Source organism: Phenylobacterium sp. (assembly GCF_035309685.1).
Lineage (GTDB): Bacteria > Pseudomonadota > Alphaproteobacteria > Caulobacterales > Caulobacteraceae > Phenylobacterium.
On the sequence record NZ_DATGEX010000015.1, the window covers coordinates 96,577 to 114,873 of the forward strand.

Sequence of the window (18,297 nt, forward strand, 5' to 3'; positions counted from 1 at the left end):
CGCCCAGATCACGGCGACGGCCGTCCCAGCCGCGGCATTGGCGATCCGAGCGCGGTTGGGACCGGCTGCAGGATGAAGCGCCGAGGCGATAGGGTCTCGGGGGGCAGGTCCAACGCTTCGAGGTCGGGGTCAAGGGGCGACTGCGTCAGCAGGTTCGCGGCGAGGCGGCTGAGGGCCGGCGCGGTCTGGATGCCGTAGCCGCCGAGCGCTGCGAGCCAGAAGAAGCCGGGCTGCAGGGGGTCGAAGCCGACCACGGGCGAGCGGTCGGCGACGAACGACCTCAGTCCCGCCCATCGGTGAGAGACCCGCCGGACTTCCAGCGTCGTGGCCTGCTCGATGCGGTCGACGGCGATCGCGACGGTCATCTCGTCGGCCTGGGCGTCGCCAGGCGGCGACGGCGCCTCGTCACAGGGCGAGAGCAGCAGCTTCCCTGCGTCCGGCTTCAGATAGTACTGCTCGCCGGCGTCCTTCAGCATCGGCCACCGTTCGACGTCCACGCCGGGCGGCGGGTCGAGCAGGATGGCGGTCCGCTTCAGCGGCTGCAGTCCGATGTCCACGGCGCCCGCCAGGGCGGCGATCTCGCCCGCCCAGGCTCCGGCTGCGTTCACGACGATCGGCGCGCGAACCCGCCGTCTCCGCGTCTCGATCGTCCAAGCTCCTCCGAGGCGCTGCAAGCCGTAGGCCGGACTGTCGAGGATCAGCTCACCGCCGTTGGCCTGGAACCGGCGCAGATAGCCGCGGTGCAAGGCGTCCACGTCGATGTCGGAGGGCCGAAGCGACAGGACCGCGCCCAACAGCCCCTCCGGGCGTATGATCGGCACCAGGGCGCGCGCCTCGTCGATCGACTTGGTCTCGCGCTCGTCCGGCGGGGTGATCGCCAAGTAGGCGTCGAGATCGGCCTGGTCACGCGCGGTGTGCAGCACGCGGCGCAGCTTCAGCAGGGGCGCCTGGGTGAAACCCGGCGGCGGCGCGTCGAAGAAGGGGCGGCTCGCGCGCGTCAGGTCGCGGATCAAGCCGTTGCCGTAGCTTTCGCTGAAGATGGCGGCGGAGCGTCCGGTCGAGTGGTAGCCGGGTTGGTCCTCCATCTCGAGCAGGCCCACCCGCGAGGTCGCGGCCAGGTGCGCCGCGATCGAGGCGCCCGCCATGCCCGCGCCGATCACCACCACGTCGAAGTCGTCACTCACCCATATCCTCCTGCCGGGGCGCGGCTTTGGGCAGGCCGAAGCACGACCTCGTGCGACCAGCTATGCGGACGAAGTGCGGCCCGCGCGCGCCAGGGCGCGCCGGATTGTTCCGTCACGGCCGCAACGCTGCCGTCCGGCGGCTCTGGACGAAAGGCCGCATTATCGCGGCGCCCTATAGTCGCTGCCTATGGGATGGGGTCACCGCGCCTGCGCCGAGCGGCCTTCGCCGATCCGAAGCCCGGCGCTGGCCTCGGCGGGCGAGTACCCGGTCATTTCCCCGATCAGGGAGATGAACGACCGGGTGATCCGCGACAGCGGACGATCGGCCAGGCAGACGGAATAGACCCCGAAGGACAAGGCCGGGGCGAAGGGCCGGTAGTCCATGTCGTCGGCCGCGCAGACCCGCGCCGTGAAGTCGTCGACGACCGCCACGCCGACCCCTTCACGCACCAGCGCCGCGGCGACGTACATGGTGCTGATCGTCACGGTCTCGCGGATGTCGAGGTTCAACCGGGCGACCTCGCGGCTGAACAGCGTCCCCAAGGGGCCGCTGTGCGCCAGGCTGACAAAGTCGCGGTCCTCCAGCATGTCCAGGCCGACCCGGGACGGCAGATCGGGCATGCCGAGCTTCCGGTAGAGCAGCACCAGCTCGCGCCGGCCGATCTCGGCGTACTCCAGCTTCTCGTGGCCCGCGTTCTCATAGGCGATGGCGATGTCGCAGTGCCGCTCCTGCAGCAGCCGCGGGATGTCGGCGTGATGGAGGGTCTGGATGTCGAAGCTCACCTTCGGGTGCTTGCGCCGGAAGGCGGCCACGGCGAGGGGGGCCACATCGATGCCGAAGCCTGGCAGGACCCCGATGCGGATGTGCCCGTCCGAAGCGTGCGCGAGGTTCTTCGCCGTCTGCCTGAGGGAGCCCACGCGGTCATAGATGTCGGACACCTCGAAGAAGAGGGCGTGGGCCTCGTCCGTCGGGACCAGGCGGCCCTTGGCGCGCTTGAACAGCGGGAAGCCCAGCCGCGATTCGGCATGACGCAGGACATTGCTGACCGAGGGCTGGGAGACGGTGAGGGCGCGGGCGGCCGCGCTGACCGAACCGTTGATATAGACCGCGTGGAAGACTTCGATGTGGCGCAGGTTCATCATGCTCGGGTTCCTCCTCGACGATTGGACGCGTCCAACGCGTGCCGGAGCCCGCCTGCAACCGCAGGCTATGGATCATGCGCCGCCTACCCGCCGCCAAACCCTCAAACCATAACGAAACGCTATAGCTCACGGAAGAGATGCTGCCTTGTCGGCCTCGTCATAAAACCTTGATCGTTCCCCCAAGGACGCGACCGCGTCATCCGGGGGACTACGATGCGAGCCCAGCCTGTTACCGATCGCCGCGCGCTCCAGGTCGGGGCCAGCGCGCTTGTCTTAAGCCTGGCGTTGATGGGGGCGAGCGCCGCGTCGGCCGCTGCCGCCGACAACACTGTCACCACGTCCGAAGTGGTGGTCACCGCCGCGTCGCGGATCGACAAGGCCGGCTACGATGCTCCGACCCCGACGACGGTGGTCGGGCAGGCCGAGCTGCAGTTGGGCGCGCGGGCGAACGTGGCCGCCGTCCTGGCCGACCTGCCCGAGGTGAAGAACACCTTCAACCCGACCAACACGGCGCGCAGCGCGGTGCTGTCGGGAGAGCAGGTCATCGACCTGCGCGGCATCGGCTCGACGCGGACTCTGGTGCTGCTGAACGGTCACCGCTTCATCGGCGACAACGACCTCAACACCGTGCCGTTCGACCTGGTGAAGAACATCGAAGTGGTGACCGGCGGCGCGTCGGCTGACTGGGGTTCTGGCGCGATCGCCGGCGTCGTCAACATCACCCTGGACGACAAGCTGGACGGCGGGGTGTTCAACGTCGCCACCGGCATCTCGTCCCGCAACGACGGTCGGGAGTACCGGGGCAACGCCGCCTATGGCGCGGAGTTCGCTGACGGCAAGGGCCACTTCATGCTGGACGGCGAGTGGTACGACAACCGCGGCATCTACGACCTGACCTCCCGCTCGAACGTCGGCGGCTGGGCCGTGCTCGCCGTCCCGGGCGCGCCGGCGAACGGCCAGCACGCCTTCGTCATCACCAACCAGGTTGGTCCCTCCAACCTCAGCGAAGGCGGGCTGATCAGCGCCGGTCCGCTGAAGGGGCTGTCGTTCAACCCCGACGGCTCTACGAGCGCCTTCAACTTCGGCACGCTCACCGGCGCGGCGCTCACCAAAGGCGGTTCCCAGGTCACCAATGACGCCTTCAACTACCTGACGGTGCCGGTGTCGCGGGCGAACTTCTACGGCCGCGCCACCTACGACCTCAGCGACAAGGTCATGCTGAGCGCCGACATCCGCTACACCGACGTCTACAACCACTACAACTTCGCGCCCGATACCCTCACCGGGGCGACGATCAAGAACGACAACGCTTTCCTGCCGGCGGCGGTGAAGGCCCAGATGGCCGCGGCGGGCGTCACGACCTTCACCTTCGGCCGCAACAACGACGACTTCGAGTTCCGGGACTACGACTACGACCGCCGCGATCTGCAGGCGACCCTGGGGGCGCAAGGCGCGTTCGGAAAAACCTGGAAGTGGGACGCCTACTACACGCACGGCGAACGCACCGTGCAGGAGGTGTTCAACCACATGCGGATCACCGCCAATTTCAACTTGGCGATCGATTCCGTGATCAGTCCCACGACCGGCCAGCCGATCTGCCGGATCGCGCTGACCGTCCCCACCACCAACTGCGTGCCGATCAATCTCTTCGGGTTTGGCAACGTCTCGCAGGCGGCCGCGAACTATGTGAACGGCTCGTCCCTGCTGCGCTACCAACAGCAGTTGGACGACGGCGGCGCGACCCTGCGCGGCGACCTCTTCGACCTGCCGGCGGGATCGGTCTCGATCGCCACGGGCATCGAGGTCCGCCATGAACAGATCAAGACCCTCGAGGACGACCCGATCTCGCTGACCAACGGCTTCACCACGGTGAACCCGAAGGGCTTCGACGGCGGCTTCTCCGCACGCGAGGCCTTCTTCGAAACCGTCGTACCGCTGGTCAAGGATGTGCCGGTCTTCGAAAAGCTGGACTTCAACGGCGCGGCGCGGGTCAGCGACTACAGCAATTCGGGCACCATCTGGGCCTGGAAGGCGGGCCTGACCGACGAGGTGTTTCAGGGCTTCACGCTGCGGGCGGTCCGCTCGCGCGACACCCGTTCGGCCAGCCTGACGGAGCTGTTCACGGCCGGCACCCAGGCGACGGGCACCATCTCCGACCCGGTCACCAAGACCCAGTACACGGTCACCCAGCAGAACGGCGGCAACAAAAACCTGCTGCCGGAGCTCTCCGACACCACGACCTTCGGCTTCACCTATGCGCCGTCCTTCCTGGAAGGCTTCGAGATGTCGATCGACCACTATGACATCGACATCAACCGGGCGATCACCACCCTGTCGGCCCAAGACATCGTCACCCGCTGCTTCAACGGCAACACGGCGCTCTGCGCCCTCATCACCCGCGCCGGGGCCGGCAATACGATCAGCAAGATCCAGTCGACCTTCATCAACCTGGCCAACTACACGACCCGCGGCGTCGACTTCGAGGCGTCCTACAACCTGCCGCTGGAGCGTGTCTCAAGCCTGCCGGGGACCCTGCGCTTCCGGGCGCTGGCCAACCACATCGACAGCCTGAAGACGAATGACGGCGTCAACGTCATCGAGTGGGCGGGCTCGGTCGGCTCGGGCCTGTCGTTCGGCGCTCCGAAGTGGCAGGGCAGCCTAGAGACCACCTACAGCCTGAACGAAACCAATCTGCTGTTGCGGGCCCGCTATGTGGGTGGCGGCGTCTACGATCCGTCGCGCGACATCGCCAACAACAGTGTGTCCAGCAAGACCTATTTCGACTTCGCCTTCCAACAAGGCCTGTCGATCCTCGGGCACAAGAACTTCACCGTGTACGGCAACATCAACAACCTGTTCGACCAAGCCCCGCCGCCCGCGCCGAACCCGCAGTTCTACGATGTGGTGGGCCGATACTTCGAGTTGGGCCTGAAGGCCCGCTTCTAAGGCCGGCGCACCCTGCCGCACCCCCAAACGCGGCGACGCCGGCCTGCGCGCAGCCAAGGCCAGGGTCCTTTCCTCCCCCTGAGCCTTGGCTGCGCGCCTATTGGCGGACCTGTCGGTCGGGCAGGTTCGCGATCTCCAGCGGCGCGATGTCATCGGCGGGTTCGAACCCCAGGATCTTGCCGTAGAACCAGAGTTCCACCTCCTTGGCGCGGACGATGGTCTCCGCCCGCCGCCAGCCGTGGCTTTCGCCCGCGAACACCAGGCAAGCGACGGGCGTGCCCCGGGAGACAAGCGCATCGCGGATCATGTGCGCCTGGTTCTGCGGCACGACCGGGTCGTCGGCGCCCTGGAGGATCAGCAATGGGGCGGTGAATTGGTCGATCTGGTGGATCGGGGAGCGGGCGTCGTAGACCGCCTTCGCCTCCGGCCAGGGCCCGATCAATCCGTCCATGTAGCGGCTCTCGAACTTGTGCGTGTCCCGCGCCAGGACCGCGAGGTCCGCCACCCCATAGAAGGAGCCTCCCGCCGCGAAGACGTCACTCTGCGCCAGGGCCGCCAGCACCGTGAAGCCCCCCGCGCTGCCGCCGTGGATGACCATCCGCTTGCGGTCCACCCGGCCCGAGTCGGCCAGGTGCTGGGCCGCCGCGATCACGTCCTCGACGTCGACGACGCCCCATTGGCCGTTGAGCCGCTCGCGGTAGGCGCGGCCGTAACCGGTGGAACCCCCATAGTCGACGTCGACCACAGCGAAGCCCCGTGTCGTCCAGTACTGGATGGCCAGGCTGAAAGCGCCCGAAGCCGCGCCGGTCGGACCGCCGTGGGCCTGAACGATCAAGGGTGGAAGTTCGGCCGCCGGCCCGGCGAAGGCGCCATTGGCCGGCGGGTAGAAGAGGGCGTGGGTCGGCCGGCCGCCCGTGCTCGGAAAGGTGATCGCTTCGGGCCGCGAGATGTCGTCCAGCGCCATGTCGAGCGCCACGGGCTGGCGCAGGACCTTGTGGCTACCGGCGGCAAGGTCGATGACCACGACCTTGGAGGTGTCGGCCTCGCTGTGCGCGATGGCCGCGATCCGCGTCTCATCCAGGGCCTGGACGAAGACGAGCCCCTCGAACGGCAACGGCAGCGCCTCGACCGCGCCGGTGCGCCGATCGACCAGCAACAGGGCCTCGCCTTCAGCGTCCTTGGCCGTGGTGGCGATCCGGTCGTCGAGCACGGCATAGGCGCTGCGCCCCAGGGTCCAGAGGGGACCCGCGAACTCCGCCTCGCGCGGCGACAACGCGCGCGCCGGGCCGTCCCCACCTTCGTAGAGGTTCCAGTAGCCGCCTTCGTCGGAGAGCCAGACCAGCGCGCCATCGGCCGTCCACTGCGGCTGCAGCACCGAGACGCCCGCTCCGCCGGCCACCTGCCGGACATTCGCAAGCCCAGCCTCCGTCAAGTCACCCACATAGAGCCGGGTCGCGTCCCACGGCATGGCCGGATGATCCCAGGCGATCCAGGCCAGGCGATCGCCCGGGCCAAGACGCGGATAGGCCACGAAGTCGCTCGATGAGAACAGCACCCGACCGGCGTCTCCGGGGCGTCCCGAAAGACGGACGATCGTGTTGCGGACGTTCTTGGGATCGGTGTGATCCTCGCGCACGGCGATGAGGCCGCCGCCCGGCGCGGGCACGCCATCGGCGTAGCGGTAGCCCTCGGGCGTCATCGGCGTCGGCGCCGCCAGGCCCGCCTGAAGATAGAGCCGCTGATCGGCGTAGTTGCTGAACCACAGCCCCTCCGGACCCACGGCATAGGGCGCGCCGCCGTACTCATGTACTCGGGTGCGCGCGTTGAAACCGTCCGGCGTCAGTTGCCGCACGCCGGCCGCGTCGGCGGTCATCACCACAAGGCGGCCGCCCTCGGCGGGGCGGCTCTCGAGCCAGTAGGGCAGGCCGCCGAAGACCCGCAGGTCCGCGAGGGTGACGGCGCCTTGCGCCAAACGCGCCGCGCTGATCGGCGAAGCCCAGGCGCCGTAGGGTCTCACTTGGGTCATTCCCGAACCTGCGTTTTCGTCCCTTGGCCGAAGCTCAAGCCGACGGCCCGAGCCGCGCCTTGGCGGGCGCGCTCTCCACGATGAGCCATCGCGCGACGATGCCGACCATCGCCGCGACGAACATATAGCCCACCGGGGCCATGGTGCTGCCGGTCGCGTGCGTAAGCCAGGTCACGATCAGCTGGGTGGTTCCGCCAAAGATGGCGTTGGCGATGGCGTAGATCGCCGCGAACGACCCGCTGCGGATGCGCTTGGGCAGGCTCTCGGTCATGGCGGCGTAGAAGGCGCTCGCGCCGCTGCCGGCAAGGACGCCGTTGATCGCGGCGCCGACCAGCAGGGCCGTCCCACTGCGGGCTTCGACGATCCAGTAGAAGACCGGGATCATGACGAGGAGGTGGGCAAGCGCGGGTGCGATCATCACCGGCCGCCGCCCGACCCGATCGGACAGCCAGCCGCCGCCGAGGTAGCCGATCACACCGGACAGGCTGCTGATCACCCCGCCCGCGAAGGCCAGCGACGGGCGCATGTGCAGGGCGTGCTGCGCGAAGGTCGTCATGTAGCTCGACACCGAGCTTGCGATGGAGCCGGCGGAGATCACCAGCAGACCGAGCAGCAGGACGCGCCGGCTGGCCGCCATCAACGCGCCGCGGCTTTCGGAGTCGGCCGCGGCAACCGTTCCGGCCGGTTCGGGCGTGTGCAGGGTCTCAGGCAGGTTCCGCCGCAGCCAGAGGCCGTAGGGCAGGGTGACGGCGCCGAGCAGGAACGCGACCCGCCAACCATAGGCGTCGAGCGCGGCGGGCGGCAGCAGGCTCGACAGGGTGAAGCCCACCAGGGCGGCGACGGTCCCCGCCAAGCCCTGGCTTGCGCCCTGCCAGGACACCGTCAGGCCTCGCCGCCTGCTGTCGGCCGCCTCCATCAGATAGGCCGTGGTGGGTCCGACCTCTCCACCCAGCGAGAAGCCCTGCACGAGACGCGCGATCACCGCGAGGATCGGCGCAACAATCCCGATGGCTGCGTAGGACGGGATGCAGGCCAGGCCGATGATCGCCAGGCCCATAAGGGCGAAGCTCAGCATCATGGCGGGGCGCCGTCCCACGCGGTCGGCGTAGGCCCCGATGACGATCCCGCCGATCGGACGCGCGACGAAGCCGGCGCCGAACAGCCCCAGCGACAGCATCAGGCTGGCGTACTCGGAGTGCGCGGGGAAGAAGGCGCGCCCGACCTGGATCGAGAAGAAGCCGTAGGTGATGAAGTCGTAGAATTCGAGGGCGTTGCCGATCGTCGCCGCCAGGATGGCCTTGCGCGTCGGGCCGGCAGTGGCATTCACGCCCGCCCGGACGGCGGCCGGGGCGACGACGAGGGCAGGGTCAACCATCCGCGCCAGACCCGCGCCGCGCGAGATTCCTGTACCGTCCCGACCTCATGCCCGCGCCTCGTGGTCCGCTCTTCAACATCGTCGCCAATCCTGAAGTCTGGCTCGTGCGCGCGCAGGATTGTAGTGCGATTGCCGGGGCGCCCCATAGGCCCGTCCTATGGTCTGTGGGGCCACGGCTGGCGCCTCGGCAGGACCAGTCGGCGGTCTCAACGTCCCAGGCGCACATAGCCGAGCCCTATGGCTCATGGAACACTTCCCGCTTGTTCGCCGCGCCGAAGTCCGATGCTCTCCGGTCAGTCAGCGAATTCAGATCACGAGCCGATGCAAGCGTCCCAGGCGGCCCTGGACCTGGAGCGGGTCCAAGCCATCATCGACAGTCCCGAGGGCGAGGCTGCGCCGGGCTGCGCCCTGGCCATATTCCGGGACGGCGAGAGCCAGCATCTGTTTTCGGGGTTCGCCGACATCGAGGCCGGCCGGCGGCCGGACGCCGACACCCTCTACTACGCAGGATCCTTGGCGAAGCAGTTCACGGCGCTCGCGGTCGTCCAACTGGTGCTGGCCGGCCAGATCGAACTGCAGACGCCGGCGCGCCGCTACCTCCCCGAACTGGCGGCGCGGACCCCCGACATCACGGTGGAGATGTTGCTGCATCACACCTCGGGTCTGCCGAACTACGCCAAGCTGGCGCCGCTCGCCGGCTATCAGCGCCCCTCGGACCTGGTTCGCGCCGACGTCCTTCAGATGTTGCTCGACTACCAGGGCGGCGCCTTCCCGCCGGGCGCGACGTTCGAATACTCCAATGGGGGCTATCTGCTGCTCTCCGCGATCGTCGAGCGGCTGACGGGGACGAGCTTCGCCGCCTACGTCCGGGAAAACATCCTGGATCCCCTCGGCATGAGCCGCAGCCGCGTCCTGGAGGGGGGCTTCCCCGAAGACGCCAATCTGGCGCGCGGCTACACGCCGGCCGAGGGCGGCTTCGCGCTCGCCGAACACGTGCCGATGTTCGGCGGGGCGGGCGCGATGATGTTCACCCTGAACGATCTCGCGCGGTACTTCCACGACATCGAGCATGGGCGCCGCGTCTGGACGCCCGAGGTTGCGCGGCTGATGACGGCGCCTGGGCTCTATGCCGACCGTTCGCCGGTGATCCTGCCCGTGCCGGGGCACATCTTCGGCTACGCCGGCGGGCTTATGCTCAGCCGCGACTGGGTGCAGCACGGGGGCAATTTCGCGGGCTTCCAGGCCTGGTTCGGCTGGCGGCCCGGGACGGGCGTCGGCCTGGCCCTCCTGTGCAACCGCGGGGATGTAGACCCTCTGGCGTTGGCGGCGCGCGTCGTCGCTGTCGTGGCCCCGGATATCCCGGCGCCGGACACGCAGCGGTTCATGCTGGACGGTTTCGCGGGGCGCTTCGTGTCCGACACCTTGTCGGCGGTCTACGAGATCGCGACCGACGAAGGCGAGGATTTGGCGGTGACGATCACCCCGCCGGGCCGGGCGCCGTCGGCCCAACTGCGGTTTCTTCGGACGGGAGAGGGCGTGTTCGCCGCCGGTCCGGTGACCCTCGTCTTCGATCCCGATCACCGGGGCTTCTGCGCTCGCAACGAAAACGTCTCTGTGCGCTACCGCCGAGCGCCCTGACGCGTCCCGTAGGAACGATTTTGCTATGCCACTTCCCCACCTCGCCAAATGGACCTCGCCCTGGGCGCGGGTCGAGATCGAGGCGGTGGCGGCGCGCGAGGCATGACGACCAAAAGCGCGACCCACGCCGAGCGCGAGCGGCTGGCCGCCCGCGCCGAGGCCGTGACCATCGCGCGGGATGACTGGGGCATCGCCCACATCCACGGGCGAACGGACGCCGATGCCGTCTTCGGGATGATCTATGCCCAGGCCGAGGACGATTTTCCGCGGATCGAGGCGAACTATCTCACGGCCCTGGGACGGACCGCCGAAGCCGGAGAAGGCGAAGCCGCGATCTGGAGCGATCTGCGCGCGCGCCTGTTCGTCGATCCCGCAGATCTGCGGCTCAAGTACGCGGCGGCCCCCTCCTGGCTCCGCGCCCTGATGGACGCCTGGGCGGACGGCTTGAACCACTTCCTACTCACGCATCCCAAGGTGCATTCACGGGTCATCGAACGCTTCGAGCCCTGGATGGCGCTCAGCTTCACGGAAGGCGCCAACGGCGGCGATCTCGCCAAGATATCGCTCGCCGACCTAGCCAGCTTCTACGGCGGGCCGGACGCGCAACGTCTGGCCGGACACGACCCCGAGCGTGGCTCCGAGGAGCCCGCGGGCTCAAATGGGATCGCGCTCGCGCCCTCAATGACCCGCGACGGCCACGCCCTGCTGCTGATCAACCCCCACACGGCCTTCTACCTCCGCTCCGAGATGCAGGTGAGCAGCGACGAAGGCCTGAACGCCTATGGCGCGGTCACCTGGGGCCAGTTCTTCGTCTACCAGGGCTTCAACGCCCACGCCGGCTGGATGCACACTACGTCGAGCGCCGACAACGTGGACGAATTCGCGGAGACGATCGTCGAGCGCGGGGGCGCGCTGTTCTACCGCTACGGGGCCGAGCTGCGCGCGGTCACGACATCGCCGGTCGAGCTTCGGGTCCGGGCGCAGGACGTGACTCTGGAGGCGCGGTCGTTCACGATCCTGCGGACGCATCATGGCCCGATCGTCCGGGCCGAAGACGGCAGGTGGATCGCCGTGGCGTTGATGGATCGGCCCGCGGCGGCCCTGGAGCAGGCGTTCCTGCGGACCAAGGCGCACGATCTGGCCGCGTTCAAAGAGGTCTCCCGCCGCGCCGCCAACTCGACCAACAACACGATCTTCGCCGACGACAAGGGCGCCATCGCCTTCCTCAGCCCCCAGTTCACGCCTCGCCGGGATGACCGGTTCGACTACGCCCACCCTGTCGACGGCGCCGATCCCGCGACCGACTGGCAAGGGGATACGCCGATCACCGAGCTGCCGACGGTCGTCGATCCCCCGAACGGCTGGGTCTACAACGCCAACGATGGGCCGTGGTGGGCGGCGGGCCGGCACAGCCCGGAGCGCGGCGCCTATCCCCGTTACATGGATCGGGTGGGCGCCAACTGCCGCACTGCCCACGCGCTCGACATCCTCGAGTCCTGGCGCGGCTTCACGCTCGAGCGGCTCCGGGACGCGGCCTACGATCCGCACCTGCATATTTTCGCTCAGCTACTGCCGGACTTGGTGACGGCGTTCGACGCGCTCGTTGCTGGCGACGTGAAGAGGGCCAGCCTCGCCGCGCCGATCGCGGTGCTGCGCGAGTGGGATTGCCGGTCGTCCCTGGACTCGGTCGGCGCCACCCTGGCGGTGGTTTGGGGTGAAACGATGCGGGAGCGCGTCGCCCCCGAACTGCGGCCGGGCCGTCTCCCGGTCGTCGAAAGAATCGCACAGGCTCCCGCCGACGCGAAGCTGGCGGTGCTGGCCACCGCCGCTGGCGTTCTGCAACGAGATTTCGGACGGTGGGACGTCGCCTGGGGCGATTTCAACCGTTTCCAACGGATCGACGCGGGCCCCACGCCGCGATTCGACGACGCGGCGCCGAGCTGGCCAGTTCCATTCGCCTCGTCGCAATGGGGCGCGCTGACGGCCTACACCGCCGCGCGCCAGCCCGGGACGAAGAAGGCCTACGGAACGAGCGGCAACAGCTTCATCGCGGTCGTTGAGTTCGGGCCCCGGGTGCGAGCCCTCGCGGTCAGCGCCGGCGGCGCCAGCGGAGACCCCAGCTCGGCGCACTTCGCCGACCAGGCTGAACGGTTCGCCAGTGGCGAATTGCGGCCGGTCTACTTCCATCCCGACGAACTGGCCGGCCATGTGACGCGGACCTACCGACCCGGCCGCGCCGAACCCAGATGAAGCTCACCATCGTCGGGCGCGACACCGTGCGTCGCCACCTCACCTTCGCGCGGTGTATCCCGTAGTCCGCCAGGCGATGATCGACCTGAGCTTGGGGCGTAGGCGCGATTCCAGAACGCGGCGATGCGGTCGGCTTCGGCTTTGGCTTCGCGCTGGCGCAGGGCCGCCTCAAGCGCCGTTGAAGGCGCGACGCCAGGTCGGGTTCCCGGCAAGGCCTGGGTTTCTGCTTCTGGGCATTTCGGAATGTTTGGACGGACCCTTCGCTGACGAGAAAAGTCACACCCCAGCTCGTTTCTAGCTCGGCGGCTTCTTCGCTTCCGTCGGTCGATTGAACGCCAAGTATTCGGTGTGTGAGCGCATCCATGGCCGAACGGCGAACCCCGTCGGCCGGTAGGGTGACTCGGGCCTTTTGCGAAATCTTGCAAATAGTTGGTGCGGGCGGTCGGGGTCGAACCGACACTCCTTTCGGAACCGGATTTTGAATCCGGCGCGTCTGCCAATTCCGCCACGCCCGCGTTGATTTTGCTTGTGTAATCGGCGTCAAAGAACGCGTCTACGACGACTTACACAGTCCTTACACATAAAAATCTGATTGCGCGGATGGGGGCTGAATTCATTGAAGAAAAATCGTCAATACTGAAGTTCCAGACCTAATTTTAAGTCCGGCGCGTCTACCAATTCCACCACTCGGGCACGTGGAAGCCCCTATAGCCGGGCCTTGGGCCTTCGCCAACACGCGGCCGGGCCGTTGCGATGCGTCAATGCGCGGCGGCCTTTGGCGGGTTCAGAGGTTGTAAATCGACACCTGCGACCGTAAGTGATAATCAATCGCAACAGACCGCCTTTGGACTCCGCCACGTGCACGACATGCTCGCCGATCCTGGGAAGGACGCCGCATCCGCGGACGCCGCCGCCGTGCGGCTGAGCGCAGCCAGGCCCGGCGACAAGGGCGTCATCGTCGACGTCCGCGCCGAGAGCCATCCGGGCGACCACGGCGTCGATGTCAGCGAGCTGCAGCGCCGCCTGCTGGAATTCGGCTTCGTCGAGGGCGCGCGGATCGAGGTGCTGCACGAGGGCGCGATCTGGCGCGATCCGATCGCGGTCAGGCTCGACGACATGCGCATCGGGCTTCGCCGCCGCGACGCCGAAGATGTCTGGGTTCAGTTGGATCCCCGATGAGTGACATCGCCCTGCCGACGGCGCGCATCGCGCTGGTCGGCAATCCCAATTCCGGCAAGACGGCGCTGTTCAACGCGCTGACCGGCAGCCGCCAGAAGGTCGCCAACTACGCCGGCGTCACCGTCGAACGGAAAGAGGGCCAGGTGGCGACGCCGAATGGCCGGTCGCTGTCGGTGCTCGACCTGCCGGGCACCTATTCGCTGCGCGCCCGCAGCCCCGACGAGGTGGTGACCCGCGACGCGGTGCTGGGCAAGCTGGCCGGCGAGACGCCGCCGGACGTGCTGGTCTGCGTGGCCGACGCCACCAACCTGCGCCTGGTGCTGCGGCTGATCCTGGAGCTGAAGGCCGTCGGGCGGCCGATGGTGCTGGCGCTGAACATGTACGACATCGCCCAGCGCCAGGGCCTGCGGATCGACCTGGATGGCCTGGCCCGCGAGATCGGCTGCCCGATCGTCACCACCGTGGCCACCCGCAAGCGCGGCATCGAGGATCTGGTGGCCCAGGTGGAGGCCCTGATCGAGGCGGGCGGGCTCAACGCCGACAATACCTGGCGCGAGCCGGACGCCGGTCAGATCCGCGACGCCCACCGCGAGGCGCAGCGCATCCTCAAGGCCCACGTCCGCGCGCCGGAGCGCCCCGACACCTTCACCGGCAAGGTGGACGGCGTGCTGCTGCATCCGGTGGCGGGCCTGCTGATTCTGCTGACCCTGCTCTTCGTCATGTTCCAGGCGGTGTTCACCTGGTCGAAGGCGGCCGGCGACCTGATGACCGACGGCTTCACCGCGGTCGGGGTCTTCGTGGCCGCGCATCTGCCCCCCGGCATGCTGACCAGCTTCCTGACCGATGGCGTGATCTCGGGCGTCGGCAGCGTGATCGTCTTCCTGCCGCAGATCCTGGTGCTGTTCTTCTTCATCATCCTGCTGGAAGACTTCGGCTACATGGCCCGAGCGGCCTTCCTGATGGACCGGATCATGGGCGGGGCGGGGCTGCACGGGCGCGCCTTCATCCCGCTGCTCTCGAGCTTCGCCTGCGCGATTCCCGGAATCATGGCGACGCGGGTGATCGACAACAAGCGCGACCGGCTGACGACGATCATGGTCGCGCCGCTGATGACCTGCTCGGCGCGCATACCGGTCTACACCCTGATCATCTCGGCCTTCATTCCGAACCGCAGCGTACTCGGCGTCCTGAACCTGCCGGGGCTGGTGATGTTCGGCCTCTATGCGACCGGCATCCTGAGCGCGCTCGGCGTCTCGTTCATCACGCGGCGGCTGTTCTGGCGGGGCGCCGTCGAGCCCTTCCTGATGGAGCTGCCGGCCTACAAGCTGCCGGACCCGGTCAATGTGCTGCGCAGCCTCTATATCCGCGGCAAGATCTTCATCACCCGGGCCGGCACGATCATCTTCCCGATGATGATCCTGGTCTGGTTCCTGTCGTCGTTCCCAGGGGCTCCCGCAGGCGCGACCGACCCGGCGATCAACTACAGCCTGGCCGGGCGGATCGGCCATTTCCTGGCGCCGGTGTTGGCCCCGATCGGCTTCAACTGGCAGATGACCGTCGCGCTCATCCCGGGCTTCGCGGCGCGGGAAGTCGCGGTCGCGGCGCTCGGCACCGTCTACGCCATCGGCAACGCCGACGCCGCGCCGGGTGCGCTCGCCACCACCCTGCAGCACAACTGGTCGATCGCCACGGGCCTGGCGTTCCTGGCCTGGTACGTCTTTGCCCCGCAGTGCGCCTCGACCATCGGGGTCGTGAAGCGCGAGACCAACTCCTGGCTCTGGCCGGCGGTGATGCTGGTCTACATGACGAGCCTCGCCTATCTGGCCGCCCTCATTGTCTACCAGGTGGCGCGGGCCTGCGGCCTGGGCTAGCGGCGAAAAATCGCCCGTCAGCGGACTAAACCGCAGGGTGCATCTTTACGATGAATTCAACCTGGTCCTTAACTTGCCGCTAAACGAGACGGGCGCAGGCTGGTCTTGTGCAGAACTCGCATGGGGCGCCCTCAATGACCACTCAAGCCGTCGAACCTGGCAAAAGGCCGGTCCGTGGAAACCAGACTCTGGCCAAGCGTGTGCGCGAGACCTTGCTCTCGCTCGGCGGCGAGGCGCATCGCGCCGTGGTCATCGAACAGATCGCCAAGCACATGGGCCACGACACCCGTCAGATCCCGGAGGATCTGTCCGAGGCCGTTATCCTCTCCTTCGAACAGAACTGGCGCGATGAGCGCCGCCGCGCGGCCTTCGGCTTCCGTCTGCCGTTTGGCGAAGGCTCCCACCGTTGGGGCCTGGTCCGCGAAGAGACGTTTTCGCACTAGCTAGGGCGCGGCGTCGCCCGCCAGGTGGCCCGCCGCCGACTGCAGGCGGGTGAGCAGGCGCTTCAGCAGCGCCACCTCGTCCGGCGCCAGGCCCGCGATCAGCGCGGCCTCGTAGGCCAGCGCCAGCGGCGAGATTTCCGCATAGAGGCTGGCGCCCTCCGCGGTCAGCGCCAGGACGTGGCTGCGGCCGTCGGCGTGGTGGTCGGAGCGGCCGATCAGATGGCGCTTCAGCAGGCCCTGGGCGGCGCGGCTCACCGTCACCTTGTCCATCACGGTGCGGGCGACCAGCTGGCCCTGGGTCAGGCCGCCGTCCTCCGCCAGCACGCAGATCAGCCGCCATTGCGGAACGGTCAGGCCAAAACGGTCCTGGTAGGCGCGGGCGATCAGGCCGGAAACGGCGTTGGAGGCGACGGACAGGCGGTAGGGCAGGTAGGCGTCGAGCCGAAGCTCGCCCTCGCGTTGCTCCCGACCGTGGCCGTCCGGGCTCATCCGCCGGCGACCTCTTGCTCGATGGCCCCGAAGATCGAATGGCGTTTGGCGTCGCGCATCTCGATGCGGACGGTGTCGCCGGCCTTGAGGAACGGCGTCTTGGCCGCGCCGGACGCGATGGTCTCGATGGTGCGGATCTCGGCGATGCAGCTGTAGCCGACGCCGCCGTCGGCCACCGGCTTCCCGGGCCCGCCGTCCGGACTGCGGTTGGAGACCGTGCCCGAGCCGACGATGGTCCCGGCCGAGAGCGCGCGGGTCTTGGCGGCGTGGGCGACCAGGGTTCCGAAGTCGAAGGTCATGTCGACGCCGGCGTCGGCCTCGCCCAGCGGCTTGCCGTTCAGCTCGACGGAAAGCGCGCCGGCCAGCTTGCCGTCCTTCCAGCCGCTGAGCGCGTCGGGGGCCACCGCGACGGGCGAGAAGGCCGAGGCCGGCTTGGACTGGAAGAAGCCGAAGCCCTTGGCCAGTTCGCCCGGGATCAGGTTGCGCAGGGACACGTCGTTGCAGAGCATCACCAGGCGGATGGCGCTGAGCGCCTGTTCCCGGCCCGCGCCCTGCGGCACGTCGCCGGTGATCACCGCGATCTCGCCCTCGAGATCCAGCCCCCAAGATGGGTCAGCAAGCGGGATCGGGTCGCGCGGGCCCAGGAACCCGTCGGACCCGCCCTGGTACATCAAGGGATCGGTCCAGAAGCTTTCCGGCATCTCGGCGCCGCGCGCCTGGCGCACCAGGGCCACGTGGTTCACATAGGCCGACCCGTCGGCCCACTGATAGGCGCGCGGCAGCGGGCTCGCCGCCTGATGTTCGTGGAAGCGCTCCTTGGGCACGGCGTCATGCTCAAGGCTCTCCGCCAAGCCTCGCAGCACCGGCTCGACGCCCGCCCAATGGTCCAGCGCCGCCTGCAGGGTCGGCGCGATGTGGTGCGCCTCGGTGAACCAGGCGAGGTCGTTGGAGACCACCACCAGCCGTCCGTCACGGCCGCCCTTGAGGGACGCAAGCTTCATCGAGACTTCCTTTCAGCTCGCCGTCTGCTGGGCGATTGTACGGGCCACCCTAGCGCCGTCTTCGTAGGCTTGGCGCTGGTAAACCGTGACCTCGACGCGAATGTCGCCGCCTGCCGCGTTTTCCCACAGGTAGCCGCGCTCGATACAGACCTCGCGGCCCATGGGGGTGAAGCCTTCGAAGGTGTCGCCCCACGGCGTCAGGCCGCTGAGCTCTTTCCAGCCGAGCGTGCAGGCGCGGTCCAGTTCGTCTCTGGCCGTGGCCTCAAGGTCGTCGTGGATGGGGCTCAAACAGGGGTCTTCCAGCTGTCGACATAGGCGGCGTTCTCGACACTGGCGGCGGCCTCGCCAACCTCCAGCGGGTCGCGGGTGTCGATCATCACGGCGTATTCGTCGGTGGCCGCCTTGGGCTGGGAGAGCATGTTCTTCAGCGCCTTTGGGTGCGGACCGTGGGTGAAGCCTGAGGGGTGGAAGGTCATCATCCCGGCCTCGATGTGGTCGCGGCTGAAGAAGTCGCCGGCGTGGTAGAACAGCACCTCGTCGAAATCGTCGTTGTTGTGGAAGAACGGCACCTTGAGGGCCCCGGGATCGGTCTCGAAAGGCCTGGGCGCGAAGGTGCAGACGACGAACCGGTCGGCAAGGAACGTCGTATGGGCCGAGGGCGGCAGATGATAGCGATGGCTCATCAGCGGCCTGATGTCGGCGACATTGAGCCTGACCGCCGCCAGATCGCCATGCCAGCCCACGGCATCGAG

13 protein-coding genes, 1 tRNA gene and 1 pseudogene are annotated in these 18,297 nt (G+C 68.2%); 6 read left to right on the plus strand and 9 right to left on the minus strand.

All coding sequences use genetic code 11. From position 1 onward, the window contains the following. Nucleotides 1-8: 8 nt before the first annotated feature. Nucleotides 9-1,184, minus strand: coding sequence for an FAD-binding oxidoreductase (locus VKQ35_RS04325; protein ID WP_324358890.1), 1,176 nt, complete (start codon nt 1,182-1,184; stop codon nt 9-11). 198 nt (nt 1,185-1,382) lie between these two features. Continuing rightward, nucleotides 1,383-2,327: a LysR family transcriptional regulator gene (locus VKQ35_RS04330; protein WP_324358892.1), complete on the minus strand. Its 945-nt coding sequence runs from the start codon at nt 2,325-2,327 to the stop codon at nt 1,383-1,385. 288 nt (nt 2,328-2,615) lie between these two features. On the opposite strand from VKQ35_RS04330, the gene VKQ35_RS04335 reads away from it, so the two are divergent. Beyond that, complete coding sequence (locus VKQ35_RS04335) at nt 2,616-5,273, plus strand: TonB-dependent receptor plug domain-containing protein (RefSeq protein WP_324358894.1); 2,658 nt, start codon at nt 2,616-2,618, stop codon at nt 5,271-5,273. Nucleotides 5,274-5,370: 97 nt separating this feature from the next. On the opposite strand, the gene VKQ35_RS04340 is transcribed toward VKQ35_RS04335, so the two are convergent. Together VKQ35_RS04340 and VKQ35_RS04345 are read right to left on the minus strand one after the other, a co-directional pair. Continuing rightward, entirely contained in the window at nt 5,371-7,299 is a 1,929-nt protein-coding gene (locus VKQ35_RS04340) for a S9 family peptidase (protein ID WP_324358896.1), read from the minus strand. A 34-nt stretch (nt 7,300-7,333) separates the two neighbouring features. Further along, nucleotides 7,334-8,674, minus strand: coding sequence for an MFS transporter (locus tag VKQ35_RS04345; RefSeq protein ID WP_324358898.1), 1,341 nt, complete (start codon nt 8,672-8,674; stop codon nt 7,334-7,336). Between the two features lie 321 nt (nt 8,675-8,995). Between VKQ35_RS04345 and VKQ35_RS04350 the strand changes: the two genes are divergently transcribed. Together VKQ35_RS04350 and VKQ35_RS04355 are read left to right on the plus strand one after the other, a co-directional pair. Then, nucleotides 8,996-10,312 carry a serine hydrolase domain-containing protein gene (locus tag VKQ35_RS04350; protein ID WP_324358900.1) on the plus strand — a complete coding sequence of 439 codons (1,317 nt, stop codon included), beginning with the start codon at nt 8,996-8,998 and terminating at the stop codon, nt 10,310-10,312. Nucleotides 10,313-10,360: 48 nt separating this feature from the next. Further along, nucleotides 10,361-12,562 (plus strand): penicillin acylase family protein, encoded by a 2,202-nt coding sequence (locus tag VKQ35_RS04355; RefSeq protein ID WP_324358902.1) that lies wholly within the window; start codon nt 10,361-10,363, stop codon nt 12,560-12,562. Between the two features lie 430 nt (nt 12,563-12,992). On the opposite strand, the gene VKQ35_RS04360 is transcribed toward VKQ35_RS04355, so the two are convergent. Beyond that, nucleotides 12,993-13,077, minus strand: a tRNA-Leu gene (locus VKQ35_RS04360). A gap of 352 nt (nt 13,078-13,429) precedes the next feature. Between VKQ35_RS04360 and VKQ35_RS04365 the strand changes: the two genes are divergently transcribed. From VKQ35_RS04365 to VKQ35_RS04375, 3 genes are all read left to right on the plus strand, one after another. Further along, nucleotides 13,430-13,741, plus strand: a complete 312-nt coding sequence (locus tag VKQ35_RS04365; protein ID WP_324358918.1) for a FeoA family protein — start codon at nt 13,430-13,432, stop codon at nt 13,739-13,741. Then, nucleotides 13,738-15,612: a ferrous iron transporter B gene (gene feoB, locus VKQ35_RS04370; protein WP_324358904.1), complete on the plus strand. Its 1,875-nt coding sequence runs from the start codon at nt 13,738-13,740 to the stop codon at nt 15,610-15,612. Before VKQ35_RS04365 ends, feoB begins: the two co-directional genes overlap by 4 nt. A gap of 134 nt (nt 15,613-15,746) precedes the next feature. Further along, nucleotides 15,747-16,055 carry a hypothetical protein gene (locus tag VKQ35_RS04375; protein ID WP_324358906.1) on the plus strand — a complete coding sequence of 103 codons (309 nt, stop codon included), beginning with the start codon at nt 15,747-15,749 and terminating at the stop codon, nt 16,053-16,055. Here the strand turns inward: VKQ35_RS04375 and VKQ35_RS04380 are convergent, their stop codons facing one another. The 4 genes and pseudogenes from VKQ35_RS04380 to VKQ35_RS04395 form a co-directional block, all read right to left on the minus strand. After that, the gene (locus VKQ35_RS04380) at nt 16,056-16,544 is read right to left on the minus strand and encodes a MarR family winged helix-turn-helix transcriptional regulator (protein WP_324358908.1); all 489 of its coding nucleotides are present in this window, start codon (nt 16,542-16,544) and stop codon (nt 16,056-16,058) included. Beyond that, nucleotides 16,541-17,545 (minus strand): fumarylacetoacetate hydrolase family protein, encoded by a 1,005-nt coding sequence (locus VKQ35_RS04385; protein ID WP_324358910.1) that lies wholly within the window; start codon nt 17,543-17,545, stop codon nt 16,541-16,543. Before VKQ35_RS04385 ends, VKQ35_RS04380 begins: the two co-directional genes overlap by 4 nt. Before the next feature lie 12 nt (nt 17,546-17,557). Further along, on the minus strand, nt 17,558-17,833 hold the full coding sequence (locus tag VKQ35_RS04390) for a hypothetical protein (RefSeq protein ID WP_324358912.1): 276 nt from the start codon (nt 17,831-17,833) through the stop codon (nt 17,558-17,560). Further along, nucleotides 17,830-18,297, minus strand: a pseudogene (locus VKQ35_RS04395) (homogentisate 1,2-dioxygenase); the annotation flags it as partial. The gene VKQ35_RS04390 and the pseudogene VKQ35_RS04395, both read right to left, overlap by 4 nt.